Below are 23,661 nucleotides of genomic sequence, written 5' to 3'. Positions count from 1 at the left end.
CCGCCGCGCCCGTCCTACGAGGAGAGCACCCATGTCGACGCCTGAAGCCGCCGTCTCCACCGCCCCCGCCCGCACCGCGCACCACCGCCGCTACCTCATGTGCAAGCCGGAGCACTTCACCGTCAACTACTCCATCAACCCGTGGATGGAGCCGACGAAGCCCACAGACACCGCCAACGCGGTCGCGCAGTGGCAGAAGCTCCACGACCTGTACATCGAGCTGGGTCACGAGGTCGAGCTCATCGAGCCGCTCGCCGGCTACCCCGACATGGTCTACACGGCCAACGGCGGATTCCTCATCGACGGCCGTGCCTACGTGCCCGAGTTCCGCTTCGTCGAGCGTCAGGGCGAGTCCCCGGCCTTCGCCGACTGGTTCCGCGCTGCGGGCTACGACACCGTGATGCCGAAGGAGGTCAACGAGGGCGAGGGCGACTTCCTGCTCGTCGGCGACGTGATCCTGGCCGGCACCGGCTTCCGCTCCACGGGTGACAGCCACCGCGAGGTCGGCGAGGTCTTCGGCCGCGAGGTCGTGTCGCTCAACCTGGTCGACCCGCGCTTCTACCACCTCGACACCGCGATCGCCGTGCTCGACCCGGTGCAGGGTGTCGAGAACGGCGGCCCGGAACGGGCGAACATCGCCTACCTCCCCGGTGCCTTCGACGACGCCAGCCGGGCGATCCTCGAGGAGCGCTTCCCCGACGCGATCCTGGTCTCGGACGAAGACGGATCGGTGTTCGGCCTCAACTCGGCCAGCGACGGCTACAACGTGGTCATCTCGCCGCGTGCCAAGGGCTTCGAGAAGCAGCTGCGCGAGCGCGGATACAACCCGATCATGGTCGACCTGTCCGAGCTGCTGCTCGGCGGCGGCGGCATCAAGTGCTGCACGCTCGAGCTGCGGGGTGCGAAGTGACCGCGGTCGACGAGACCACGAGCTCAGCGACCCCGACGGGAACCGAGCCGCACGTCGCGCACAACTACCACCCGCTGCCGGTGAACATCGCCCGCGCGGAGGGTGCGTGGGTGACCGATGTCGAGGGCAAGCGCTACCTCGATCTGCTCGCGGCCTACTCGGCCGTGAACTTCGGCCACCGGCATCCGGCCCTCGTCGCCGCGCTCACCGAACAGCTCGGACGGGTCACACTCGTCAGCCGTGCGTTCCAGAGCGACCGGCTCGAGCCCTTCGCCGCAGCACTCGCCGAGCTCGCGGGCAAAGACCTCGTGCTGCCGATGAACACCGGCGCCGAGGCCGTCGAGACCGGCATCAAGGTCGCCCGTGCCTGGGGCTACCGCGTGAAGGGCATCGCCGAGGGCAAGGCCCGCATCATCGTCGCGGCCGGCAACTTCCACGGCCGCACGACGACGATCGTCAGTTTCAGCGACGACGAGACGGCCCGCGATGACTTCGGCCCGTACACGCCCGGCTTCGACGTCGTGCCGTACGGAGATGCGGATGCCATCGCCGCGGCCATCACCGACGACACGGCGGCCGTGCTCGTCGAGCCGATCCAGGGCGAGGCCGGCGTGGTGATCCCGCCCGAGGGGTACCTGCGCCGCATCCGCGAGATCTGCGACGAGAAGAACGTGCTGTTCATCGCCGACGAGATCCAGGCGGGTCTCGGTCGAGTGGGCGAGACATTTGCGTGCGACCGCGAGGGCGTGGTCCCGGATCTGTACCTGCTGGGCAAGGCGCTCGGCGGCGGCATCCTTCCCGTCTCTGCCGTGGTCGGGAACACCGACGTGCTCGGTGTCATCCGCCCGGGCGAGCACGGTTCGACCTTCGGGGGAAACCCGCTGGCGGCGGCCGTGGGTCTGCGCGTGGTCGAGATGCTGGAGACCGGTGAGTTCCAGGAGCGTGCACGCGCACTCGGCGCCCACCTCGAGCAGGCGTTGCAGCCGCTGATCGGTCACGGCGTGACCGCGGTGCGCATCGCCGGGCTCTGGGCCGGTGTCGACATCGACCCCGCCAAGGGCACAGGCCGTCAGATCGCCGAGAAGCTGCTCGAACGCGGCGTGCTCGTGAAGGACACGCACGGACAGACGGTGCGCATCGCGCCGCCGTTGGTGATCCGCGCGACCGAGCTCGACTGGGCGGTGGAGCAGCTCAAACTGGTGCTGGGCGCCTGATCCCGACTCGCGAGACTCTGCCGCGCATGACGCGGGCAACGCCACCGCAGGGGAGGACCGTCTCTGGGGATGGACGGCTGGCGGTGGCGTTGCCCTCGTGCGTGATCAGCTTCGTTCGTGCTCAGGCCGGAGGGGAGTCCGGGTCGAGAGTCTTGAGGGTGTCTTCTTCGGCGGCGTTGTCCGCACCGAGCTGATCCTCGGTGTTCTCGTCACCGCCGAGCGCTGCGCGGTGCCCCTGACCCGCGTCGCCCTGGATGGCGCCGCCGGTGGATTCGCCGCGTGAGCTGTCGCCCTGGATCGCGCCGCCGGTGCCGTCGCCCTGACCGGAGTCCTCGTCCGGTACGCCGACGCGGGGCGCGCCCTCTGCCGGGTCCTGCGGATGGGGGGTGCGTTCCGTGTTCTCGTCCATGCACCGACGCTACGTCCGGCCGCTCACCTCGTGGAGGGCGTTGACAAACACCCCGACAGGAGTCACTTCTCGGGATCGCACTTCTCGGGATCGCGTTTCTTGACGGTCTTCTGGGCGGTGCGGATCGGGGTGGTCACGGCTGCCTCGTCGCTGAACTCGATCGGGTCGACCTCGATCACGCGCAGGGGGCGGGTCTCGTCGAGCGTGAGCAGGAAGCGGCGGTTCTCGTCGCGCCGCAGCCGTCCGGAGGTCGCCACCCAGATCACGCCGATCGCGCAGGCGACGAAGCCGGCCGTGCCACCGAGCATGATCGCGGCGCGCGGTCCGAAAGTGTCGGCGACCCATCCGGCGATGGGGGCGCCGACCGGGGTCGAGCCCATGATGACCGCCATGTACAGGGCCAGCACGCGCCCGCGCAGAGTGGGATCGGTCGTGATCTGCACGTAGCCGTTGGCGGTCGTGAGCAGCGTCACGATCATGAAGCCCGTGAAGGTCAGGGTGACGGCGTAGGAGGCGTACGTGGGCATGGCGGACGACACGAACGCGGCGATGCCGAATCCGCCGGCCGCGAGGATCACCACCCGCACACGGGCCCGATCGCGTCGGGCCGCGAGCAGGGCACCGATGAGCGAGCCGATCGCGAGGACCGAGCTGAGCACCCCGTATCCGTCTGCTCCCGCGCCGAACTCCAGCGCCATGGTCGAGGCGAAGATCGGGAAGTTCATGCCGAAAGCGCCGATCAGGAACACCGTCACGAACACCACGCGCAGGTCGCTGCGCCCCCACACGTAGCGGAACCCGGCAGCGAGTCCTCCGCGGTTGCGGTTCTTCAGGCGCGGAGCGAGCAGGCTGCGACGCATCAGCAGCAGGGCGAGCAGCATCGCCAGGAAGGTCGCGGCGTTGACGATGAAGACCCAGCCCGAGCCGATCGCCACGATCAGCAGGCCGCCGACGGCAGGACCGACCATGCGGGCGAGGTTGAACGACGCGGAGTTGAGGGCCACTGCGTTGGAGGTGTCGCCGGTGGAGACCATGTCCGACACGAACGCCTGTCGGGCTGGAGCGTCGAACGCGTTCACGACACCGAATCCGAGGGCGAAGCCGAACATCATCGGCAGGGTCATCAGGTCGTTGAGCAGCAGCACGCCGACCGCGATGGCCAGGGCCAGCAGCGCCGACTGGGTGGCGAACAGGATGTGCCGCCGGTCGAAGCGGTCGGCCACCCACCCGGTCAGGCTCACCAGCACCAGCGGAGGCCCGAACTGCAAGGCCATGGTGACGCCCATCGCGGTGGCGTCGTTGTCGGTCAGCTCGGTGAGCACCACCCAGTCCTGAGCGGTGGCCTGCATCCATCCGCCGACATTGGAGATCAGGGCACCCGCGAACCAGATCCGGTAGTTGATGTTCGCGAAGGAGCGGAACATGGCGCTCATCGCTCGACCACCCGCCTCATCAGCGCGCTGGCTTCACGAAGAGTGGTGAGCTCGGCCTCGGTGTAGTCGACCTCGCGCAGCATGTCGGCCAGCAGCTCGTCGCGGCGGCGGATGGTCTCGACGACGATCTCGGCGCCGGCCGTGGTGATGTCGACCTGCACGCGGCGGCGGTCATCCTCGTCCGGGGTGCGCACCACGAAGCCCTGCTCTTCGAGGCCGTTGATCGTGCTGGTCATCGAGGGTGCGGTCACACGCTCGCGCTCGGCGAGGGTCGAGACCGTGCGGCGGCCGTTCATTCGCAGGTCGGCGAGCACCGCCAGCTGCGCGTCGCTCATCGAGTCGGCGGCGCGTGCGCAGCGGAGGCGGCGGGCCAGCCGGAACGTGGCCATGCGAAGGTCTGTGGCGGTGAGGTGGAGTGATTCATCAGACGCAGACATTACTTAGAAAGCCTATCTAATTTTCCGGATGCCGTCTCGGCAGCGGGCACAATGGAGAGGTGACCCGAACGCTCGCCCTGGAAATCGCCGTGCAGGACCCCGCAGGAGTGCGCATCGCCAAGGAGGTCGGCGCCGCGCGCGTCGAGCTCGCGACGGCTCTCGCTCTCGGTGGGCTCACCCCGTCGCCCGCGACGCTCGAGCTCGCCGTCGAGGCGGCAGGAGCAGACGGCCCCGAGGTGCACGTCCTGATCCGCCCTCGCGCCGGCGGCTTCCACTACGACGAGGATGAGCTCGCGGTCGCCGAACTCGACGTGCGCCGCGCGATCGCCGCCGGTGCCGCCGGTGTGGTGATCGGCGCCCTCGACGCCGACGGCCGCCTCGACCTGTTCGCGATGGCGCGTCTGCGTGACGCCGCCGGCGGAGCGCCCGCCACGCTGCACCGGGCGATCGACGTGACCGCCGACCCCGTCGCGACGCTGCAGAGCGCCCGCGAGCTGGGCCTGCGTCGCGTGCTCACCTCGGGAGGAGCGTCGGCCGCGATCGACGGCATCGATACGCTGCGTGCGCTCGTCGCCGCGGCCGAGGGCGAGATCGAGATCATGGCCGGCAGCGGGGTCGACGTGGCCAGCGCCCCGGTGCTCGCGGCGGCGGGCGTGGACGCGATCCACTTCTCCGCGAAGCGCGCTGTGAGCGAGGAAGGCGGCGTGCGCATGGGCTCCGCCTCCGACGGGGTCGGCGGGTACGAGGTCACCGATCGCGACATCGCCGTCGCCATCCGCGATGCCCTCGCGCGGTAGCCGCCCTCTCGCGTGATGGGTAGGCTCGCACCGTGATGGATACCCGCGAGTTCACCGATGCCTATGGTGTCGACATCGTCTATGACGTCCATCCTGCGGAAGGGACGCCCCGGGGCGTGGTGCAGCTGCTGCACGGGGTCGGCGAGCACGCCGGAAGATACGGCGCGCTGATCGCCGCGCTCACCGCCGCCGGTTTCCACGTCTACGCCGACGACCACCGTGGGCACGGCCGCACCGGCATCCGCCAGCACGGCGGCCCCGAGAAGCTCGGGCGTCTGGGCAAGGGCGGGCTGCGTGCCGCCGAAGAGGCCGTCTGGCAGCTGACGGGAATCATCCGCGAGGAGAACCCCGACCTTCCGCTCGTGCTGCTCGGGCATTCGTGGGGCTCGTTCCTCGCGCAGATGCTCGTCAACGACCACCCGGAGGCGTGGGATGCCGTCATCCTCTCCGGTTCGGCGCTGCGCATGCCGGGTTCACTCAACGCCGCGCCCCTGAACGCACGCTGGGCAGGCGAGGGGGCGACCGGGCTCGAGTGGCTCAGCCGCGACCCCGCCGTCTGGACCGCGTTCGACGAGGATCCGCTGACCACCGACGTTCCGCTGCTCAAGCTCTTCGGCCCGATCGAGGCGGCGAAGCTCTACGGTCGTCCGGCCAAGGACCTGGGTCATGACATCCCGATGCTGCTGCTGGTCGGACGTGACGACCCGGTGGGCGGACCCCGCAGCGTGCACAAGCTCGCCGACGAGTACCGCAGCCGTTCCGGACTCACCGACGTCACCACGCTCGTCTACCCCGACGCGCGCCACGAGATCTTCGCGGAGCTGCAGCAGGACGAGGTGCGCGCCGACGTGCTGGCATGGCTCGACACGCACATCCCCGCGCGCTGAGATTCCTTCCCGGATGACGCTGTTATGACGCGGCGTTACGCGCGGTGAAGGCGTGTGACGCGACCGCTTCGCCGGCCGCGGAGCCCCCGTAGATTCGGGGCAATATTCCGCGCATGAGTGAGGAGTGCCCCGTTCTGCGGCGCCCTCGCAGGGGAGGGACCGCTCCGATGAGCTTCGTGAAGGACTGGCAGGACTGGCACGCGTCACGCGAGCGCTATGCGGGCTCGGAATACGGTCCGTCGGCGTTGGAGTCGACGAACTGGCTCATCACGGAGGCGGCGGCCGTCGACGGCATCCCGGGGCTCTGGGCACTCACCGGCGACGGCGGCATCCGCGGCAGCGAGCTCGGTCAGGCAGGCTCCACCGTCACGCTGCGCGGCGGGGAGAGCCTCCGTCTCGGGCGTCGTGAGCTGCGTGTGTTCGAGCGCCACGGCACGCTCGCTCTTCGTGTGCTGAATCCGGCCCGTCCGCAGCGGGAGTGGTTCACGGCGATCGACGCGTACGCCCCCGACGAGCGCTGGCGGCTGCCGGCCGTGTTCGAGGAGACGCCGGGCGAGCAGATCGTGATCACATCGGTCGACGGGGATGCGCGGGAGACACCCGTCGCCGGTCGACTGCGGTTCGAGCTGGCCGGGGCCCCGCAGACGCTGACCGTGACCAGGGGCGGCCAGGGAGCGCTGAGCGCGGTGTTCGCCGACGGCACGAACGGGCTCGAGACCTATCGCTTCCGGTTCCTGCCGGTCGACGAACCCGCCGACGACGGCACGGCCGTGGTCGACTTCAACCGCGCGTACCTGCCGCCGTGCGCGTTCTCGGATCAGTTCGTGTGCCCGCTCCCACCCGTCGGCAATCGGTACTCGACGCCGATCCGCGCCGGGGAGCGTGTGGTCGTGCTCGGAGGCTGACCCGCCGCAACCGGGGCCTCGCGCCTAAGCTGGAACCGTGCACGGTGAATACAAGGTCCCAGGTGGAAAGCTCGTCGTCGTCGACCTCGAGATCGAGGACGATCGGATCTCCCGCTTCCGCCTCGCCGGAGACTTCTTCCTCGAACCCGACTCGGCGCTGGACGACATCAACGCCGCGGTCAACGGGCTGCCGGTGGAGTCCGATGCGACGGCGATCGCGACTGCCGTCCGCGAGGCGCTGCCCGAGGGCGCGCAGCTGCTCGGCTTCACGCCGGAGGCCGTCGGCACCGCAGTGCGCCGCGCTCTCGTGACCGCTCCGGGCTGGCGTGACTTCGACTGGGAGATCGTGCACGAGAAGGCCGTCTCGCCGCGCATGAACCTCGCCCTCGACGAGGTGCTCACCTCCCGGGTGGGCGAGGGCCGTCGCCGACCCACCCTGCGCATCTGGGAGTGGGACCAGTCGGCCGTGGTGATCGGCTCGTTCCAGTCGTATCGCAACGAGGTCGATCCCGATGGTGCGGCCAAGCACGGATTCGACGTCGTCCGCCGCATCTCCGGCGGCGGCGCGATGCTCATGGCAGCAGGGCAGATCATCACCTACTCGCTGTACGTGCCGGCGTCGCTCGTGGCCGGGATGACCTTCGCCGACTCCTACGCCTTCCTCGACGACTGGGTGCTGCAGGCGTTGCGCTCGCTCGGCATCGACGCGGTCTACCAGCCGCTCAACGACATCGCGAGCCCAACAGGCAAGATCGGCGGAGCTGCGCAGAAGCGCCTCGCCAACGGGGGAGTGCTGCACCACGCCACCCTGTCGTACGACATCGACGGGCAGATGATGACCGAGGTGCTGCGCATCGGACGCGAGAAGCTGAGCGACAAGGGCACCGCCTCGGCCGCCAAGCGCGTCGATCCGCTGCGCAGCCAGACCGGGCTCGAGCGCGCCGAGATCATCGAGCGCTTCAAGGACACGTTCCGCTCGCTGACCGACGCCGAGACGGGATCGATCTCGGCCGACGAGTACGCCGACGCCGAGGCGCTCGTCGAGTCGAAGTTCGCCACCGAGGCGTGGCTGCATCGGGTGCCGTGACGGCCCCCGACCCCGACCTCTCCACCGCGGAGGGCGACCCTGAGGGCGAGCCGGGCGCCGCGCCTGCGATCGCTCCGGTCGTGCCCGGTGCGGTGACGATCGTCGAGGGCGACAACCTCGCCGTCGCCGCGACCCTGCCTTCCGGGTCGTTCACGCTCGTGTACCTCGACCCGCCGTTCAACACGGGCCGCACGCAGGAGCGACAGGTGGTCACCGCTCGGCGGATGTTCACAACTCAGGAGGAAGTCCCGGATCCGGGCGCTCCGGCCTCCGACACGGGGGATGCGGCACCGGTCGTCCTGAGTTCTGAACACTCGGCGGCCGACCCCGAGCCCGAGACCGAGGTGCGGCACGGATTCCACGGCCACGCGTACGAGCGGGTGCGCGGGATGCTGCGTGCGTACGACGATCGCTTCGACGACTACGGCGCCTTCCTGATGCCGAGGCTCGAGGAGGCCTGGCGGCTGCTCGCCGATGACGGCACCCTCTACCTGCACCTCGACTATCGGGAGGCGCACTACGCGAAGGTCATGCTCGACGCGGTGTTCGGGCGGGACTGCTTCCTCAACGAGCTGATCTGGGCCTATGACTACGGCGCCAAGTCGCGCAGCCGCTGGCCCACCAAGCACGACACGATCCTGGTCTACGTGAAGAATCCGCGGGAGTACGTCTTCAACTCCGACGAGGTCGACCGCGAGCCCTACATGGCGCCGGGGCTGGTCACCGCCGAGAAGGCCGCGCGCGGCAAGCTGCCCACCGATGTGTGGTGGCACACGATCGTGCCGACCACCGGGCGGGAGAAGACCGGCTACCCGACGCAGAAGCCCGAGGGCATCCTGCGCCGCATCGTCACGGCCTCGAGCCGCCCGGGCGACCGGGTGCTCGACCTGTTCGCGGGCAGTGGTACGACGGGGGCCGTGGCCTCGGCGCTCGGGCGCGACGCCGTGCTCGTGGACGACAACCCTGAGGCGGTCCGCATCATGAAGGCGCGGATGCCGCACGCCGAGGCGACCTCGCTCGACTGAATCGAGAGGTGGCCCGGGCCGGTCAGGCCGGACGCAGCAGCACGAGGAACTGCTCGATCTCTGCGGCCATGTCGAGCGCGGGGTCGAGCATCCACGCCGCCTGGAGCCCATCAGCCAGGGCATGCAGCGTGCGTACTACCCATGCAGGATCGAGGTCGTCACGGAGGCGGCCGGCCTTCTGGTCTGCGGCGACCTGGGCGCGGGTGAAGGCCTCGACCCGCTCGGTGCGCTCGCGGAAGTAGGTGTGCGCGGGGTGCGAGGGGTCTCCCGCCTCGGCGGCCAGCTGCGCGTAGAGCTGCACGAGCCCGGGCACGGAGGCGTTGTGGCGCATCACGGCGAGGAAGGCGGTGGAAGCGTCTTCGCCCGCGTACTCCTGCTCGTCGCGGTCGTCCCTGGCGCGGAGGATCGCGACGAACAGCTCTTCCTTGCTGCCGAAGTAGTGCAGCAGGCCCGCGGGACTGAGTCCGGCGGCATCCGCGATCTCCCGGACCGACGCCTTGCGGTATCCGTGCTCGGCGACGACGGCGAGGGCGGCCTCGAGGATCTCCTCACGCTTGGCGACACCCTTCGCATACGCCCCTCGTGTCGCCATGGCTCCAGGGTAACCGTCACGACGAGATCACAAAAACCAAACAACGTTCGTGAATGGCTTGCGGGGTGGCAGGGAATCTGTCAGCATGTCGGATGAATACCGAACAGCGTTTGGTATTAACCTGATTCCGCTCAACATTCCGCTCAACGAGGAGCCGACATGTCCGTGTCCCCGCTCGATCCCGCCGCCGAACTCGCCCCGACCGGCACCATCCGCTCCGTCCCGCCCGAGGCGGGTGAGCCGGCAGCGAGTCCGCCTGCGAATCGACGGCTGCTGCCCAGCCTGCTGATCGCATCTCTCACCCTGTTCGCCACGTACGGCGGACTCATCGCGATCCTCCTGCCGAGCCAGATCCTGATGATCGACGAGGCGAACAAGGTCGCCAACCTCGGCATCGTCACCACGATCTCGTTCGTGTTCACCCTGTTCGCGCAGCCGATCGTCGGAGCCCTGAGCGACCGCACGCGCTCGCGCTTCGGGCGTCGGGTGCCGTGGATGGTGCTCGGCGCGATCATCGGCGGCATCTTCCTGTTCGGCATGGGGTCGCTGAGCGACATCCTCTGGATCACGGTGTTCTGGGTGATCATCCAGGTGGCGCTGAACTTCTTCCAGGCACCCCTCACCGCGATCACCGCCGACCGGTTCCCGCGCTCGAAGCGCGGCGGGGCGAGCGCGATGATCGGACTCGGCACGCAGGTGGGCATGACGGTGGGCATCATGCTGGCCGGGGCGTTCGCCGCTCAGCTCGGCATCGGCTACGCGGTGTTCGGCGGGGCCGTGATCGTGGCGGCGCTGCTGTTCGCGCTCGTGAACCGGGACTGGTCGTCGAAGCACGCGGCGGTCGACGCCTTCCGCTGGAGCGCCTTCTTCAAGGGCTTCTGGATCGATCCGCGTCGCCACCCCGACTTCGCGTGGGCGTTCGCCGCGCGCTTCCTGCTGATCCTCGGCTACTTCGTCGTCAGCGCCTACCAGCTGTACATGCTCACCGACTACATCGGGCTGCCGCTCGCTGAAGCCCAGGGTGCGGTGGTCACCCTGACGCTCGTGGCGTTCGTCCCGACGTTGATCGCGATCGCGCTCTCGGGCTGGTGGAGCGACAAGGTCGGTCGTCGCAAGGTCTTCATCTACGCCGCATCCGTCGTGATGGTCGCCGGACTCGCGATGCCGCTGCTGCAGCCGAACATGACCGGCATGATCCTGATGAGCATCATCAACGGCGTCGGCTTCGGCCTCTACATGTCGGTGGATGCGGCTCTCATGACCGAGGTGCTGCCGAACGAGGGTGTGTCGGCGGGCAAGGACCTCGGCATCCTCAACGTCGCGACCAACGTGCCGCAGGCTCTGAGCCCTGCGATCGGCGGTGTCATCATCACGGCCCTCGGCGGCTACGCGATGCTCTTCGTCTTCGCGATCGTGTTCGTGATCCTCGCCGCCGTCGCGACCGCGCCGATCAAGGGAGTGCGCTGATGACCAGGAACGACCAGGAGAATGCTGTGATGACCGATACCGACTTCGAGACGACCGCCGACTTCGTCGAGGTGGCCACCGCCGCAGGACGGGTACGTGGCCGCTGGCGTCCGACCACGGGAGGGCGTGGGAATCCGCGGTCGGCGGGGTTCCTGGGCATCCCGTTCGCGGAGGCGCCGATCGGTGAGCTGCGGTTCCAGGCGCCCGTGCCGAAGGCGCCGTGGGAGGGCGTGCACGACGCGCTGGAGTTCGCGGCCACGGCGCAGCGCGGCGACCCCGGGGTGACGCTCATCCCGGAGCCGAGCGTCGAGGGCGACTCCACGCTCAACGTGAACGTCTTCACCCCCGACCCGACCCGTGCCGAGCAGGGGACAGGTCTCCCGGTACTCGTCTGGATCCATGGCGGCGGATACTTCGCCGGCTCTCCGGCGAGCCCCTGGTACGACGGCCGCAACTTCAACCGCGACGGCGTCGTGACGGTGTCGCTCTCGTACCGCCTGGGCTTCGACGGCTTCGGCTGGATCGAGGATGCGCCCTCGAACCGCGGTGTGCGCGACTGGCTGCTCGCCCTGGAATGGGTGCAGCAGAACATCGCCGACTTCGGCGGGGATCCGTCGCGCGTGACGATCGCCGGACAGTCCGCCGGTGGGGGTGCCGTGCTGACCCTGCTCGGCATGGAGAAGGCACAGCATCTGTTCCAGGGTGTGTACGCGATCTCCGGCGCGCTCGCCGATGTCGCCCCGGCACGTGCCGAGGCGTTCGGGCGTGGTCTCGCGGCCGCGGCGGGGGTCGAGCCGACCGTCGCCGGGTTCTCGCCGCTGTCCGAGGATCGCATCCTCGAGTTACAGAAGAAGGCGACCGAGCTCGGGCCCGATTCGCTCGGCAGCGTGGTCGAAGACGGTCTGCCGCTCGGGCCGGCCGTCGACGGCGACCTGCTCGCGCGCCCCACGCGGGAGTCCCTCGCTGCAGGAGTCGGCGCCGACAAACCGCTCGTGCTCGGCGCGACCGATGACGAGTTCACGATGGTGTTCGCGGGCTCCGAGAAGAAGCTGCGATGGGTGCCGCGGTCGCTGCTGCTGAACAAGCTCGGATTGCCGAAGAGCGTGCGGCGGGAGTATCTCGCCGCCAACGCCGACATCACCGGGCTCGGCAACGCGCGGGTGGGCGGTCGACTGCTCACGGACCGGATGTTCCGGTCTGCGCTGCTGAAGATCGTCGCCGACCGTGGTGATGCCCCCACCTGGCTGTACCGGTTCTCCTGGCCATCGGGGCACTTCGGCTTCGCCGAGCACTGCCTCGACGTGCCGTTCTTCTTCGACTGCCTCGATGGCCCGGCGATGGAGCCGCTCGCCGGCCCGAACCCGCCGCAGGAGTTGGCCGACGAGGTGCACGGAGCCGCTGTCGCGTTCATCGCCGGCGGTGACCCCGGGTGGCCGCGGCACCGGGGCGCGAAGGGCATCGCCCGGGTCTACGACGTGCCCACGCGCGACGTCGCCGACGCCTACGCCTCGGTGCGTCCGCTGCTCGGAACATCGTCGTGACCACGGCCGTGGCCGTCGGGGACACCACCCGGCCGGCGGCGGTGCCGCGCCCACGATGGATGCTGTGGAGCGCACTCGGATTGCTCGCGGTGTTCGCCGCGCTCGCCGTCGGTGTGGTCGTCGCCCCCGAGTCGCCGTGGACGCAGGGGCTCGACGACCTGTGGCGCGGTGGCATCGGGGTCGGGCCGGAATCGACGCTGCCGGGGTTCGCGCTGGCGCAGATGTTCCAGCACCTCGGCCAACTGCCCGGTGCGGTGCTCATGATGATCCTGCTCCCGCTCGCACTGGTGCTGATCGGGCGGTGGCGTTCCGCGCTGTTCGTGCTCGCGGTGCAGCTCTCAGGCCCTGGGCTCCTGTCGCAGCTCACGAAGAACCTCGTCGACAGGCCGCGTCCGGCCGAAGACGTGGCGGGCGGACTCTTCGGCCCGCTCGTGCAGGTCGACCACGGTTCGTTCCCGTCCGGGCATTCGGTGAGCATGGCGGCGCTCATCATCACGGTGCTCGCGCTGATCCCGGCATCCGCGGTCTGGGTGCGTCGCGTCTGGATCGTGCTCGGAGTGCTCCTGGCCGTCGGCATGGTGTGGCAGCGCACGCTCATCAACGCGCACTGGTTCACCGACACGTGCGCCGGACTGATCGGCGGTGCGGCGGTGGCCGTGCTGCTGTGGTGGGCGTTCCTGCCCTGGCTGCGCCGCGATCAGGAGCGCCGCATGTGGTTCCTGCGGAAGGCGGATGCCGCGGCCTGAGGTCTCGGCACGATATCGAGGACGCCGGGAGCTCTCAGGGACTCCCGGCGTTCTTCTCATCCGGCGTCAGCCCACGCGATGGGCGCGGTAGTGCACCGCGTTCGCCTGGCGCTGCGCGACCGCGATGAAGAGGCTGCGCTGGAGATCGGCGAGCGCAGGTGCAGCCGTCTCGACCTGCACGGTCGTGCGGAAGCAGTACGAGCGGGGATCGACGTCTTCCCCGCGGCCCAGTCTCTCCAGCACCTCCGGCGAGCCGGTGCGCAGTCCCTTCGCGTGCAGCAGCAGGAGGTCGCCGGATGCGGTGCGCGCCGAATAGCGGCCGTCGATCTCGATCGTGCCGTCGGGTCGGACGAGCTGCCAGTCGGCGCCGCCGGGAAGGATCTCGGCCTCGACGGTGCCGGTGATGCGGCCGCCGAGGATCGGGACCACGCGGCGGTGCCCGGCACTGGTCGGACCGTGGTCTTCCAGCCTCCCGAGGTCGACGGAGACGTCGAAGGCGGCCTCGAGAGTCGGAGGGGGCAGGATATCGTGCAGGGTGTTCACGGGGCGTCCTGAGGGTTCGGCGGGGCGGAGGCGGCGGGTCCGGTGAGAGCGACGCAGAGACGCTCGAGTGCAGGGAGGGCAGCAGCGAGGGCGAGGCGATCCCCGTCGTCGAGTTCACGGGTCACTCGCGCGACCAGGGCCGAGTTCACGGCGTCGAAGCGGTCGAACAGATCCAGTGCACGCGCCGAGGCACGCACCACGACGCGGCGTCCGTCCGACGGGTCGGGGTCACGCTCGATCAGTCCGTCCCCCTCCATCGAGGCGAGCAGGTTGCTCACGGTCGACCGGCTCAGGCGCAACTGCTCGGCGATCTCCGCCGGACCACGGAGCATGCCGCGGGGCAGGGTGCGGAGCACGTCGATCTGTGCCTCGGAGAGCTCGGGCAGCTCGGCCTCCGCGCGAGTCGCGGCGAGCAGCGCGCGACGCAGCGGCGAGATGACGGCGGCGAGCCTGGCAGGATCGAAGACGGTCATCGCGGTGCCTCCGTCGGGACCGGCCGGCGGTCGGAGGGCGGGGTGAGCGAGAGGCGCTCGTTGAGCAGCTCGGGCAGGAAGCCGGCTGCGACCTTGTAGTCGTTCGCGATCTGCCTGCGCTCGGCCAGCGGGATCACGTTCTCGATGTCGTCGAAGCCCTCCGGTGCGCGCTCCCGGGCGAGCTGCATCACCCGCTCCGGACCTGTGGCCCTGGTGCCGGAGAGCAACGCGGTCATCGCGGGGCGACGTGCATCCTCGTAGCGCGCGAGCGCCTGCTCGATCCCGGCGGGTTCGTCGCCGGCGGCCGCGAGATGGAACGCCAGGGTGCGCGCGTCGAGGATCGCCTGCGAGCCGCCGTTCGACCCGTTCGGGTACATGGCGTGCGCGGCGTCGCCGAGCAGGGTGGTGCGCCCGTGGGTCCACTGCGGGAGGGGATCGCGGTCGACCATCGGATACTCGAGGATCTCCTCGGCGCGCGCGATCGCCGCAGGGATGTCGAGCCAGTCGAAGCTCCACTCGCGGAACAGCTCGGCGATCGGTGCCGGGTCGACGGCGCGGTTCCAGTCCGCATCGCCGGTGCCGCCGACGCGGCGCTCGGCGATGAAGTTCACGAGCATGTCGCCCGCGGCATCCCTCTCGCTCAGCGGGTAGGCCACGAACTTCTGCTCGCCGTCGCCGGCCATGATCATGGTGCGGCCGTCGAGGAACGTGGGAATGCGGGTGATGCCGCGCCACAGCGTCAGGCCGCTCCAGGGCGGTGCGCCCTCGTCGGGGTATTGCTGGGCTCGGAGGGCGGAGTGGATGCCGTCGGCGCCGATGATCACGTCGGCGGTCACCTCGACCTCGCCCTCGTCGGTCGCGAAGCGTGCGGTCTCGGTGCCGTCGGGGTTCGAGGTCGTGGCGATCAGGCGGTGGCCGAGGCGGATCGGCTCGGTCAGGCGGGCCTCGACGAGGTCGCGCAGGGCGAGCTGGAGACGGCCCCGGTGTACGGAGAGCTGCGGCCAGTGGTAGCCGGCGACGAGTCCGCGCGGCTCGCTCCAGATCTCCTTGCCGCGGCGGGTGAAGTAGCTGAGTGTCGTGGGCATGACGCCGAGCGCGCCGATGCTGTCGGCGACCCCGAGTTCGGTCAGCTCCCGCATCGCGTGGGGGAGCAGGTTGATGCCGACGCCCAATCCACGGATGGCGCTGCTGCGTTCGAACACGGTGACGTCGTGCAATCCGGCCTCGTGCAGGCTGATCGCCGTGGCGAGCCCGCCGATTCCTGCGCCGACGATGATGATCCTCATCGATCTCTCCTGCTCCCCGCTCGCCCTGAGCGGTGAACATAGTTTTGTCACAAAACTATGTTCAGCGCAAGAGTCGGCCAGGACTCAATCGCGAGCGGCGGCGCGTCTGGCGGAGTCGATCACGAGGTCGACGCCGCTCAGGAAGAGGTCCCGGTCCTGCAGCTCCGAGAGCAGCAGCGAGTGCTGCGCGATGAGGGGGAACCGGCGCGGATCGGCGAGCAGGGGGGTGTCGAGCCAGGAATCCCTTTCGTGGTCATCCGGGGTCTCCGCCCGGGCTCGGGCGATGCCGGCGGCGAGCGAGAGCACGTGCGAGGCGAGCAGCGCGTAGTGCCGCACCAGCTCCTCGCCGTCGAGCCCGCAGCGCTGGAACGCATCGAGCATCAGCTCGATGGCGGCGAGCTCGCCTGGTCCATGCGTCGTGAGGGTCATCGCCTCCGCGCCGATCGCGGGGTGCCGTGTGAAGAGGTCGAGCGTCGCGAGCGAGAGTTCGCGCAGGCGTTCGTCCCATAGTTCCGGCGGGGTCTGCACCGAGCCCGCGGCGCGGCCGTTGAGCTCGTCCAGGAGGGCGCCCATCAGGGCGTCCTTGCTCTGGAAGTGGCGGTAGATGGCCGTCGGGTCGGCGCCGAGTCGGGTGCCGAGGTCGCGCACCGAGATGGTCGTGACGCCCGGGGTGCCGGAGAGCTCGAGCCCGGCCTCGACGATGAGGTCTCGATCCAACCGGGCGCGCTTGGGAGGCTGGTCCTTCTTCGTGACCGCGCTCATCGCCGCCTCCTTCTGTCTGGTCCATCATCGCAGTCCGATCGGATTCCGAGCGTGACGCGATGTCCCCAACCTACTCGTGTCCCGAGTGTGGTCAACACTGTTGACACCGGTGTTGTCGAGAGCTAGCGTGATCGCAGTTCCCCCTTCGATGCTGCAGAGAGGCAGAACGATGTCATCCGAGTTCGTCTTCCACGGCGGTGCCGTCTTCACCGGCACCGGCACCCCCCTCCTCGGCCACGCCGTGATCGTCCGCGACGGGCGGATCGCCGCCGTCGTCCCGGAATCGGAGGCCGCGGAGCACGCGCCAGCCGACGCCACTCGGGTCGACCTCGCCGGTGCCCTGCTCAGCCCGGGCTTCCAGGACGCGCACATCCACGCGGTCGGCGGCGGCATCGAACTGCTGCAGTGCAACCTCACCGAGGCGGAGAACGCCGAGCAGACGTCCGCGCTCATCCGCGCCTACGCCGACGCGAACCCCGACGAGGAGTGGATCCTCGGGGGCGGCTGGAGCATGGACAGCTTTCCCGGGGGGAACCCGCCCCGCGGTGTGCTCGATGAGGCTGCGGGCGGCCGCCCGGTGCTGCTGCAGAGCCGCGACCACCACAGCACCTGGGCGAGCACCGCGGCGATCGAGCGGGCCGGCATCACCGCCGAGACGCCGGACCCGGAGGACGGTCGGATCGTGCGGGAGGCCGACGGCTTCCCCGCGGGGACCTTCCACGAGGGCGCCGGTGAGCTGTTCGCCGGCGTGCGACCCGCCACCTCCGACGACCTCGCCTATCAGGGACTCCTGCGCGCGCAGGAAGAGCTCATCGCCCTCGGCATCACGGGCTGGCAGGACGCGATGGTCGCCGCGGAATCGGGAGGGATCGCCGACCCGCTCCCCGCCTACGAGCGTGCGGCTGCCGATGGGCGACTGCTCGTGCACGTCGTCGGAGCGCAGTGGTGGGCGCGCGATGGAGGGATCGAGCAGGTCGCCCGGATGGCGGATCGTCGCGCACGTGCCGCGGCCGAGCACCCCGATCGTCGCATCGACCTCGGCACCACCAAGATCATGGTCGACGGCGTCGCCGAGAACCAGACCGCGGCGATGCTCACCCCGTACCGCGACGAGACCGGCCACGACACGTGCAACCACGGCCTCAGCTTCATCGAGCCGGAGAAGCTGCGCGCGTACGTGACAGCGCTCGACGAGGCCGGGCAGCAGGTGCACATGCACGCGCTCGGCGATCGGGCGGTGCGCGAGGCGCTCGATGCGCTGCAGGTCGCCCGCGACGCCAACGGCGACACCGACGGTCGGCACCACCTCGCCCATCTGCAGGTCGTCGCTGCGGAAGACGTGGCACGATTCGCGCCGCTCGACGCGATCGCCAACATCCAGGCGCTGTGGGCCACCCACGAGGACCAGCTCGACGATCTCACCCTGCCCTTCCTGCAGGACGGCCAGGTCGATCGGCAGTATCCCTTCGGCGACTTCGCGCGTGAGAACGTGCGCCTCGCGGCCGGCAGCGACTGGCCCGTCTCCACGGCCGACCCCCTGGCGGCCATCCATGTCGCCGTGAACCGCGCCTACCCGGGCTCCGCGCATCCGCCCCTCGGAGGCGCGCACCAGCGGCTCGATCTCGAGACCGCGTTCGCCGCCTACACCTCCGGCTCCGCGTTCGTGAACCGGCGCGACGACGACACCGGCAGCATCCGTGAGGGCTATCTGGCGAACCTCGTCGTGATCGCACCGGACCCGTTCGGCCTCCCGGCCGCCGAACTGCACACCGCCAGGGTCGCGTCGACGTGGATCGAAGGACGCCTCGTGTACTCGGCATCCGACGATCCGGCATCCGACCGTTCTGCATTCGAACCTGCTGCATCCGACAGCCACCGCAAGGAGTCCTGATGACCCGCACGCTCCTCTCCCGACCGCTCCGGCGAGGCGGTGCCGCCGCGCTCGCCGGCCTGCTCGCCGTCGCCGCGCTCGCCGCGTGCAGCCCGGCCGGTACGTCCGATACCGGCTCCGACGAACCGGTCGACTGGAAGCTGACCGAGACGACCGCGGCCCCGAGCGGCGACATCGACTCCTTCACGTTCGCCACCTACGCCGAGCCCTACTCCCTGGACTACGCGTACGCCTTCGACTACGCCGACAACTCCATCCTCGCCAACGTGTGCGAATCGCTGCTGCGGTTGAACCCGGACTACTCGCTCAGCCCGGGGCTGGCCGAATCATTCGAGCACCCGACGCCCGACACCTGGGTCTACACGATCCGCGAGGGCGTCACGTTCCACGACGGCACACCTCTCACCGCAGCCGATGCGGTCGCGTCGATGAGCAGGCACCTGGATCCCGCCGTGGGTTCGTTCTGGTTCTCGGTGTATCAGAACGTGAAGTCCATCGAGCAGACCGGAGACCATCAGGTGACGGTCACAATGACCGGACCCGACTCGCAGTTCAACCTGGGTATGGGCGGGTCGGCCGGCGTCATCGAGTCGGCAGCGACCCTCGCCGAGAAGGGGGCCGACTACGGCAACTCCACAGGCGGGGTGAACTGCACCGGCCCGTTCCAGCTCACGTCATGGGACTCCGGCGAGTCGATCACGATGGCGCGCTACGACGGCTACTGGGACGCGGATCTCATGGCCCGCTCCGGCGAGGTGAAGTTCGTCTTCATGACCGACCCCACCGCGCGCATCAACGCCCTGAAGTCGGGCAGCGTCGACGGATCGTGGATGGTGCCGATGGAGGCCGTGCCCACGCTGCAGGCCGCGGACAAGGGCGACGTGCTGTTCGGCATGAGCACGGCGGTCGGCGACATCGTCGTGAGCGACCTCGAGGGTCCGCTCGGCGACGTCCGAGTGCGCAAGGCACTTCTGCTGGCGCTGGACCGCGACGGCATCCTCCAGGCCGCCTACCGCGGGGTGGGTGAGACCACCGACGTGCTGACCACCGAGTCGGTCTGGACGGACGCCTCGGATGCTGCCCGCACGGCCGCGTTCGACGACATCACGTCCTATGACCGCAATGTGGAAGAGGCGAAGAAGCTCATCGCCGAGGCGGGTGCCGAAGGCGCGGAGCTCACCTATGTCACGGCGCCGATCAGCAACGACTTCTCCGTCATCTCGCAGGCGACCGTCGCGGCGGCGCAGTCGATCGGTCTGAAGGTGAACGTCGAGACGGTGACCCCGAACGCGTACACCGCGCTCTTCTCCGATCCGAGTGCCCGCGAAGGCGTCGACCTGTTCTACACGAGCTGGTACCTGTCGAGCCCGGATGCGCTCGAGATGTACTCGGTGCTGCGGACCGGCGACTTCAGCAACTACGGCGGCTGGTCGAACCCGGAGTTCGACGCGATCCTGCAGGAGGCCGTGACGATCGACGACCCGGCCGCGCGGAGCGAGCTGACCGCCAAGGCGCAGCAGATCGCGAATGAGGAACTCCCGTGGCTGCCGCTCTACCAGGCGCCGATCTCGCTGTACCTGGGTGAGCGCATCACCGGGGTGCAGCCGTCGATCGCCTTCATGTACTACCCCTGGGCCGCCACGATCGGAGCCCGCTGACCGGATGCGGCGGCCGCCCCGAAACGGCCGCCGCATCCGTGAACCCCGGCTGCGCCCGGACCTCGACCCCGGAGGAGACCACCCGATGACAGCCGCACGTCGCGTCGCCGGAAAGCTCGGCGGACTGCTGCTGACGCTGTTCCTGGCGTCGCTGCTCGTCTTCTTCTCGCGCTTCCTGGTGCCGGGAGACCCCGTCAGCTTCCTGCTCCGCGGGCGCAAGCCCAGTCCGGAATCGGTGGCGCAGGTCACCGCGCAGTACGGGCTCGATCTGCCACCGTGGGAGCAGTACCTCCGGTGGGTCCTGGGTCTCCTGCAGGGCGACCTCGGCCGGTCGCTGCAGTACCGGCAGGACGTCACAGAGGTGATCGGCGACCGTCTCCCCGTGACCCTGATGCTCGTGACGATGTCGGGTGCGATCGTGCTCGTCGCCGGTGTCGTGCTCGGTGCGGTCGCCGCGCTGAACCGTGGCAGGGCCCTCGACCGGTTCGTGCTGATCGGGCTCACGGTGCTCGGCGCGATCCCGTCGTTCGTGGGAGCGATCGTGCTCATCGCCCTGTTCTCGGTGCAGCTCGGCTGGTTCCCCTCTTTCGGGGCGGGCGAGGGCTTCTTCGACATGGTCTATCACCTGACCCTGCCGTCGATAGCGCTGGCGCTGGTGTTCATCGTGCTCGTCGGCAAGGTGACGCGCTCGGCGATGGTCGATCAGCTGAGTCGTGAGCACGTCGAGGTGTCGACGAGCCGTGGCGTGCGCCGCTCGGTGGTCGTGCGCCGCCATGTGCTGCGCAACGCGCTCGGCCCGATCCTGACCGTCAGCGGCGTGCTCGTGGCAGGGCTCATCGTGGCGAGCTCGATCGTCGAGGCCGCGTTCGGACTGTCCGGAATCGGCTCGCTTCTCGTGCAGTCCGTGGACCGGCTCGACTTCCCGGTCGTGCAGGCCATCGTCCTCCTCGTCGTGTGCGCTTTCGTCGTGATGAACGCCATCGTCGACATCCTCGAACCCTGGATCGATCCGCGATCCGCTGCCGGAGCTGGTGCCCGATGACCTCCTCGACCCCCACCCTCGCGATGCGGGTGCTGCGTGCGCCCCGCAGGAAGCGTCCGCGCTTCCTGTACCTCGCCAGCATCGTCGTGTTCGCCATCGTCGTGCTCGCCGCGATCTTCGCGCCGTTCATCGCACCCTACGACCCGGATGCGGTGGATTTCACCGCGTTCCTGGCACCGCCCTCCGCCGCCCACTGGCTCGGCACCGACTCCCTCGGCCGCGACCTGCTCAGCCGTTTGATCTACGGCGGGCGCACGGCACTCATCGGCCCGCTTCTCGTGGTCGTCTTCTCCACGGTCATCGGCATCCTTCTCGGTCTGTGGGCAGGATGGCGCGGTGGATGGATCGACGCCGCGCTCAGCCGGGTCTTCGACGTGCTGTTCGCATTCCCCTCGCTGCTGATCGCGATCATGGCGGTCGCCCTGTTCGGCAAGGGGCTCGTCGCGCCGATCATCGCGATGAGCATCGCCTACGCCCCCTTCGTCGCTCGGCTCACCCGCTCGCTGGTCGCCGCGGAGCGCACCCGCCCGTATGTCTCGGCCTATCGGGTGCAGGGGTTCGGCGGCGGCTGGATCGCCCTGCGCCGCGTGCTGCCGAACGTGACCCCGATCGTCGGCGCCCAGTCCACCCTGAACTTCGGCTACGTGCTCGCCGAGCTGGCGGGCCTGTCGTTCCTCGGCCTCGGCGTGCAGGCACCCACCGCGGACTGGGGCGCGATGATCAACGAGGCGCAGTCGGGGGTGGCGGCCGGACAGTTCCTCCCGGCGATCGCCCCGGCCGTCGCCGTCGTGATCGTCGTCGTGTGCGTGAACATCATCGGTGAGGAACTCTCCGATCGGATCGGCGGAGGGATCCCCGCATGAACACTCTTCTCGACATCCAGGACCTGACGCTCGATCTCCCGAACGGCATACGGCTGCTGCACGGCATCTCGTTGCAGGTCGCGCCGGGGGAGACCGTCGGTTTGGTCGGCGAGTCCGGCTCGGGCAAATCGCTCACGGCGCGTTCGGTGCTCGGGTTGCTGCCCGACGGGGCGATCACGGGCGGCTCGGTCGAGGTGAACGGGCGCTCGCCGCTCGCGGATGCCGCCGGTCGGCAGGAGATCCGTCGGCACGAGGCGGCGATGGTGTTCCAGGATCCGCGGGCCGGCATCAACCCCATGCGCACGATCGGCGACCACGTGACGGAGGCGCTGCGACTGTGCGAGGGGTGGGCGAAGGATGCCGCCCATGCTCGGGCCGTCGAGCTGCTCACGGCTGTACGGCTGCCCGCGCCGGAGGACCATCTGTCGCAGCATCCGCACGAGCTGTCCGGCGGCATGCTGCAGCGTGTGATGATCGCGGGTGCGTTGAGCGCGTCGCCGAGCCTGCTGGTGTGCGACGAACCGACCACCGCGCTCGACGTCACGACCCAGGCCGAGATCGTGCAGGTGCTGCGGGACCTGTGCGCGCAGAGCGGGATGGGGATGCTGTTCATCACCCACGACCTGAATCTCGCGGGCTCGCTGTGCGACCGGCTCGTGGTCATGAAGGACGGCGCGATCGTCGAGGAGGGCACGGCGCGGGAGGTGCTCACGGCCCCTGCCGCCGAATACACGCGTCGTCTGGTCGCCGCGACTCCGCGCATCTCGGGGTCGATCACGCCGCCGACCGCGGCATCCGGTTCCGAACCGCAGCTCGTGGTGGCCGGAGTCGGCAAGACGTATCGTCGCCGAGGGAAGGATCCGGTCGCGGCCGTCGCCGATGCCGATCTCGTGATCGTCCGTGGCGGGTCGCTGGCCGTGGTGGGCGAGTCGGGGTCGGGCAAGTCGACGCTCGCGCGGATGATCGTCGGGCTCGAGGAGCCTGACGCCGGGGAGATCCGCATCGGCGGACGCTCGATGTCGGGCATCCCGCGGTCGCGTGCGGAGCGTCTCGAGCGCGCGAAGAGCGTGCAGATGGTGTTCCAGGATCCGTATCTGTCGCTGGATCCCCGGATCCCGGCGGGGAGAGCGATCGAAGACGTGTTGAAGCTGCACACCGGGCGGACCGGTGCGGATGCCGCGGCCAGGGCGCTCGAGCTGATCACGGCCGTCGGGTTGGGGGAGGAGCATCTCGCCGCCCGACCCCGCACGCTGTCGGGCGGTCAGCGTCAGCGCGTCGCGATCGCCCGTGCACTCGCCGTGGAGCCGGAGCTGCTCGTGATGGACGAGGCGACCAGTGCGCTCGACGTCTCGGTGCAGGCGCAGGTGCTCGACCTCGTCGCCCGGATCCGCCGCGAGCAGGGGCTGACGCTGCTCTTCATCAGCCACGACCTCGCGGTGGTGCGCAAGGTCTGCGCCGAGACGATCGTGATGCGCCGTGGCGAGATCGTCGAGGCCGGTCCGACCGAGCAGCTGCTGGGCGACCCGCAGCACGCGTACACGCGACTGCTGATCGACTCGGTGCCGGTTCCGATCACCTGAGGGCTGTTCGAATCGCGGGGGGGGGGGGGGGGAGCCCGGGCGGGGGGGGGGGAGGGGGGGGGGCAAAGGGGGAGATAATTTAAAAAAAAAAAAACCAAAAAAAATAGAAATAT

Annotated in this window: 23 protein-coding genes; 15 read left to right on the top strand and 8 right to left on the bottom strand. The window is 69.5% G+C overall.

Going from position 1 to position 23,661, the window contains the following annotated elements; genetic code table 11:
- Positions 1–31: 31 nt before the first annotated feature.
- Entirely contained in the window at positions 32–910 is an 879-nt protein-coding gene (ddaH, locus tag ACFVWL_RS04110; protein WP_387178841.1) for a dimethylargininase, read from the top strand.
- On the top strand, positions 907–2,124 hold the full coding sequence (gene rocD / locus ACFVWL_RS04105; protein WP_387178839.1) for an ornithine--oxo-acid transaminase: 1,218 nt from the start codon (positions 907–909) through the stop codon (positions 2,122–2,124). Before ddaH ends, rocD begins: the two co-directional genes overlap by 4 nt.
- A gap of 121 nt (positions 2,125–2,245) precedes the next feature.
- On the opposite strand, the gene ACFVWL_RS04100 is transcribed toward rocD, so the two are convergent.
- The 3 genes from ACFVWL_RS04100 to ACFVWL_RS04090 all read right to left on the bottom strand — a co-directional run bounded on the left by ACFVWL_RS04100 (position 2,246) and on the right by ACFVWL_RS04090 (position 4,403).
- On the bottom strand, positions 2,246–2,533 hold the full coding sequence (locus ACFVWL_RS04100) for a hypothetical protein (protein ID WP_387178837.1): 288 nt from the start codon (positions 2,531–2,533) through the stop codon (positions 2,246–2,248).
- 62 nt (positions 2,534–2,595) lie between these two features.
- On the bottom strand, positions 2,596–3,957 hold the full coding sequence (locus tag ACFVWL_RS04095; RefSeq protein WP_387180913.1) for an MFS transporter: 1,362 nt from the start codon (positions 3,955–3,957) through the stop codon (positions 2,596–2,598).
- Between the two features lie 5 nt (positions 3,958–3,962).
- A complete protein-coding gene (locus ACFVWL_RS04090) occupies positions 3,963–4,403 on the bottom strand; it encodes a MarR family winged helix-turn-helix transcriptional regulator (RefSeq protein WP_387178834.1) in 441 nt (146 codons plus the stop codon).
- Positions 4,404–4,462: 59 nt separating this feature from the next.
- On the opposite strand from ACFVWL_RS04090, the gene ACFVWL_RS04085 reads away from it, so the two are divergent.
- From ACFVWL_RS04085 to ACFVWL_RS04065, 5 genes are all read left to right on the top strand, one after another.
- The gene (locus tag ACFVWL_RS04085; RefSeq protein ID WP_387178831.1) at positions 4,463–5,200 is read left to right on the top strand and encodes a copper homeostasis protein CutC; all 738 of its coding nucleotides are present in this window, start codon (positions 4,463–4,465) and stop codon (positions 5,198–5,200) included.
- Between the two features lie 35 nt (positions 5,201–5,235).
- Positions 5,236–6,087 (top strand): alpha/beta fold hydrolase, encoded by an 852-nt coding sequence (locus ACFVWL_RS04080; protein WP_387180909.1) that lies wholly within the window; start codon positions 5,236–5,238, stop codon positions 6,085–6,087.
- 167 nt (positions 6,088–6,254) lie between these two features.
- Positions 6,255–6,992 carry a DUF1684 domain-containing protein gene (locus ACFVWL_RS04075; RefSeq protein WP_387178828.1) on the top strand — a complete coding sequence of 246 codons (738 nt, stop codon included), beginning with the start codon at positions 6,255–6,257 and terminating at the stop codon, positions 6,990–6,992.
- Positions 6,993–7,029: 37 nt separating this feature from the next.
- Positions 7,030–8,079 carry a biotin/lipoate A/B protein ligase family protein gene (locus tag ACFVWL_RS04070; protein WP_387178825.1) on the top strand — a complete coding sequence of 350 codons (1,050 nt, stop codon included), beginning with the start codon at positions 7,030–7,032 and terminating at the stop codon, positions 8,077–8,079.
- Entirely contained in the window at positions 8,058–9,104 is a 1,047-nt protein-coding gene (locus ACFVWL_RS04065) for a DNA-methyltransferase (protein ID WP_387178822.1), read from the top strand. Before ACFVWL_RS04070 ends, ACFVWL_RS04065 begins: the two co-directional genes overlap by 22 nt.
- A 22-nt stretch (positions 9,105–9,126) precedes the next feature.
- Here the strand turns inward: ACFVWL_RS04065 and ACFVWL_RS04060 are convergent, their stop codons facing one another.
- Positions 9,127–9,696: a TetR/AcrR family transcriptional regulator gene (locus tag ACFVWL_RS04060; RefSeq protein ID WP_387178819.1), complete on the bottom strand. Its 570-nt coding sequence runs from the start codon at positions 9,694–9,696 to the stop codon at positions 9,127–9,129.
- A 159-nt stretch (positions 9,697–9,855) separates the two neighbouring features.
- Here ACFVWL_RS04060 and ACFVWL_RS04055 point away from each other — a divergent pair, with 159 nt between their 5' ends.
- From ACFVWL_RS04055 to ACFVWL_RS04045, 3 genes are read left to right on the top strand one after another with little or no spacing between them, the layout of a single operon-like run.
- Positions 9,856–11,163: an MFS transporter gene (locus ACFVWL_RS04055; protein WP_387178816.1), complete on the top strand. Its 1,308-nt coding sequence runs from the start codon at positions 9,856–9,858 to the stop codon at positions 11,161–11,163.
- Positions 11,164–11,192: 29 nt separating this feature from the next.
- Entirely contained in the window at positions 11,193–12,704 is a 1,512-nt protein-coding gene (locus tag ACFVWL_RS04050) for a carboxylesterase/lipase family protein (RefSeq protein WP_387178814.1), read from the top strand.
- Positions 12,701–13,450, top strand: a complete 750-nt coding sequence (locus ACFVWL_RS04045; protein WP_387178811.1) for a phosphatase PAP2 family protein — start codon at positions 12,701–12,703, stop codon at positions 13,448–13,450. Before ACFVWL_RS04050 ends, ACFVWL_RS04045 begins: the two co-directional genes overlap by 4 nt.
- Before the next feature lie 66 nt (positions 13,451–13,516).
- Here ACFVWL_RS04045 and ACFVWL_RS04040 read toward each other — a convergent pair whose 3' ends face one another.
- The 4 genes from ACFVWL_RS04040 to ACFVWL_RS04025 form a co-directional block, all read right to left on the bottom strand.
- Positions 13,517–13,993 (bottom strand): DUF3237 domain-containing protein, encoded by a 477-nt coding sequence (locus ACFVWL_RS04040; protein WP_387178808.1) that lies wholly within the window; start codon positions 13,991–13,993, stop codon positions 13,517–13,519.
- Complete coding sequence (locus ACFVWL_RS04035) at positions 13,990–14,466, bottom strand: MarR family winged helix-turn-helix transcriptional regulator (protein WP_387178805.1); 477 nt, start codon at positions 14,464–14,466, stop codon at positions 13,990–13,992. The genes ACFVWL_RS04040 and ACFVWL_RS04035 overlap by 4 nt, the downstream gene beginning before the upstream one ends.
- Entirely contained in the window at positions 14,463–15,752 is a 1,290-nt protein-coding gene (locus tag ACFVWL_RS04030; protein WP_387178802.1) for a flavin-dependent oxidoreductase, read from the bottom strand. Before ACFVWL_RS04030 ends, ACFVWL_RS04035 begins: the two co-directional genes overlap by 4 nt.
- An 84-nt stretch (positions 15,753–15,836) precedes the next feature.
- Positions 15,837–16,514: a TetR/AcrR family transcriptional regulator gene (locus ACFVWL_RS04025; RefSeq protein WP_387178799.1), complete on the bottom strand. Its 678-nt coding sequence runs from the start codon at positions 16,512–16,514 to the stop codon at positions 15,837–15,839.
- Positions 16,515–16,683: 169 nt separating this feature from the next.
- Here ACFVWL_RS04025 and ACFVWL_RS04020 point away from each other — a divergent pair, with 169 nt between their 5' ends.
- The 5 genes from ACFVWL_RS04020 (at position 16,684) to ACFVWL_RS04000 (ending at position 23,548) form a co-directional block, all read left to right on the top strand.
- Positions 16,684–18,405 carry an amidohydrolase gene (locus ACFVWL_RS04020; RefSeq protein WP_387178796.1) on the top strand — a complete coding sequence of 574 codons (1,722 nt, stop codon included), beginning with the start codon at positions 16,684–16,686 and terminating at the stop codon, positions 18,403–18,405.
- A complete protein-coding gene (locus ACFVWL_RS04015; RefSeq protein WP_387178793.1) occupies positions 18,405–20,063 on the top strand; it encodes an ABC transporter substrate-binding protein in 1,659 nt (552 codons plus the stop codon). The genes ACFVWL_RS04020 and ACFVWL_RS04015 overlap by 1 nt, the downstream gene beginning before the upstream one ends.
- Positions 20,064–20,148: 85 nt before the next feature.
- Positions 20,149–21,105: an ABC transporter permease gene (locus tag ACFVWL_RS04010; protein ID WP_387178790.1), complete on the top strand. Its 957-nt coding sequence runs from the start codon at positions 20,149–20,151 to the stop codon at positions 21,103–21,105.
- On the top strand, positions 21,102–21,968 hold the full coding sequence (locus ACFVWL_RS04005; RefSeq protein ID WP_387178788.1) for an ABC transporter permease: 867 nt from the start codon (positions 21,102–21,104) through the stop codon (positions 21,966–21,968). Before ACFVWL_RS04010 ends, ACFVWL_RS04005 begins: the two co-directional genes overlap by 4 nt.
- A complete protein-coding gene (locus ACFVWL_RS04000; protein ID WP_387178786.1) occupies positions 21,965–23,548 on the top strand; it encodes a dipeptide ABC transporter ATP-binding protein in 1,584 nt (527 codons plus the stop codon). The genes ACFVWL_RS04005 and ACFVWL_RS04000 overlap by 4 nt, the downstream gene beginning before the upstream one ends.
- Positions 23,549–23,661: the final 113 nt, after the last annotated feature.

The sequence above is a fragment of the Microbacterium sp. NPDC058269 genome, from assembly GCF_042881445.1.
Lineage (GTDB): Bacteria > Actinomycetota > Actinomycetes > Actinomycetales > Microbacteriaceae > Microbacterium.
This window is presented reverse-complemented; position numbering and strand designations above follow the sequence as displayed.

Coding starts and splice junctions, on each gene's coding strand:
- ddaH (WP_387178841.1), top strand. CDS start 32: ATGTCGACGCCTGAAGCCGCCGTCTCCACCGCCCCCGCCCGCACCGCG.
- ACFVWL_RS04100 (WP_387178837.1), bottom strand. CDS start 2,533: ATGGACGAGAACACGGAACGCACCCCCCATCCGCAGGACCCGGCAGAG.
- ACFVWL_RS04095 (WP_387180913.1), bottom strand. CDS start 3,957: ATGTTCCGCTCCTTCGCGAACATCAACTACCGGATCTGGTTCGCGGGT.
- ACFVWL_RS04090 (WP_387178834.1), bottom strand. CDS start 4,403: ATGTCTGCGTCTGATGAATCACTCCACCTCACCGCCACAGACCTTCGC.
- ACFVWL_RS04080 (WP_387180909.1), top strand. CDS start 5,236: ATGGATACCCGCGAGTTCACCGATGCCTATGGTGTCGACATCGTCTAT.
- ACFVWL_RS04075 (WP_387178828.1), top strand. CDS start 6,255: ATGAGCTTCGTGAAGGACTGGCAGGACTGGCACGCGTCACGCGAGCGC.
- ACFVWL_RS04060 (WP_387178819.1), bottom strand. CDS start 9,696: ATGGCGACACGAGGGGCGTATGCGAAGGGTGTCGCCAAGCGTGAGGAG.
- ACFVWL_RS04055 (WP_387178816.1), top strand. CDS start 9,856: ATGTCCGTGTCCCCGCTCGATCCCGCCGCCGAACTCGCCCCGACCGGC.
- ACFVWL_RS04050 (WP_387178814.1), top strand. CDS start 11,193: ATGACCGATACCGACTTCGAGACGACCGCCGACTTCGTCGAGGTGGCC.
- ACFVWL_RS04035 (WP_387178805.1), bottom strand. CDS start 14,466: ATGACCGTCTTCGATCCTGCCAGGCTCGCCGCCGTCATCTCGCCGCTG.
- ACFVWL_RS04030 (WP_387178802.1), bottom strand. CDS start 15,752: ATGAGGATCATCATCGTCGGCGCAGGAATCGGCGGGCTCGCCACGGCG.
- ACFVWL_RS04025 (WP_387178799.1), bottom strand. CDS start 16,514: ATGAGCGCGGTCACGAAGAAGGACCAGCCTCCCAAGCGCGCCCGGTTG.
- ACFVWL_RS04020 (WP_387178796.1), top strand. CDS start 16,684: ATGTCATCCGAGTTCGTCTTCCACGGCGGTGCCGTCTTCACCGGCACC.
- ACFVWL_RS04015 (WP_387178793.1), top strand. CDS start 18,405: ATGACCCGCACGCTCCTCTCCCGACCGCTCCGGCGAGGCGGTGCCGCC.
- ACFVWL_RS04010 (WP_387178790.1), top strand. CDS start 20,149: ATGACAGCCGCACGTCGCGTCGCCGGAAAGCTCGGCGGACTGCTGCTG.
- ACFVWL_RS04005 (WP_387178788.1), top strand. CDS start 21,102: ATGACCTCCTCGACCCCCACCCTCGCGATGCGGGTGCTGCGTGCGCCC.
- ACFVWL_RS04000 (WP_387178786.1), top strand. CDS start 21,965: ATGAACACTCTTCTCGACATCCAGGACCTGACGCTCGATCTCCCGAAC.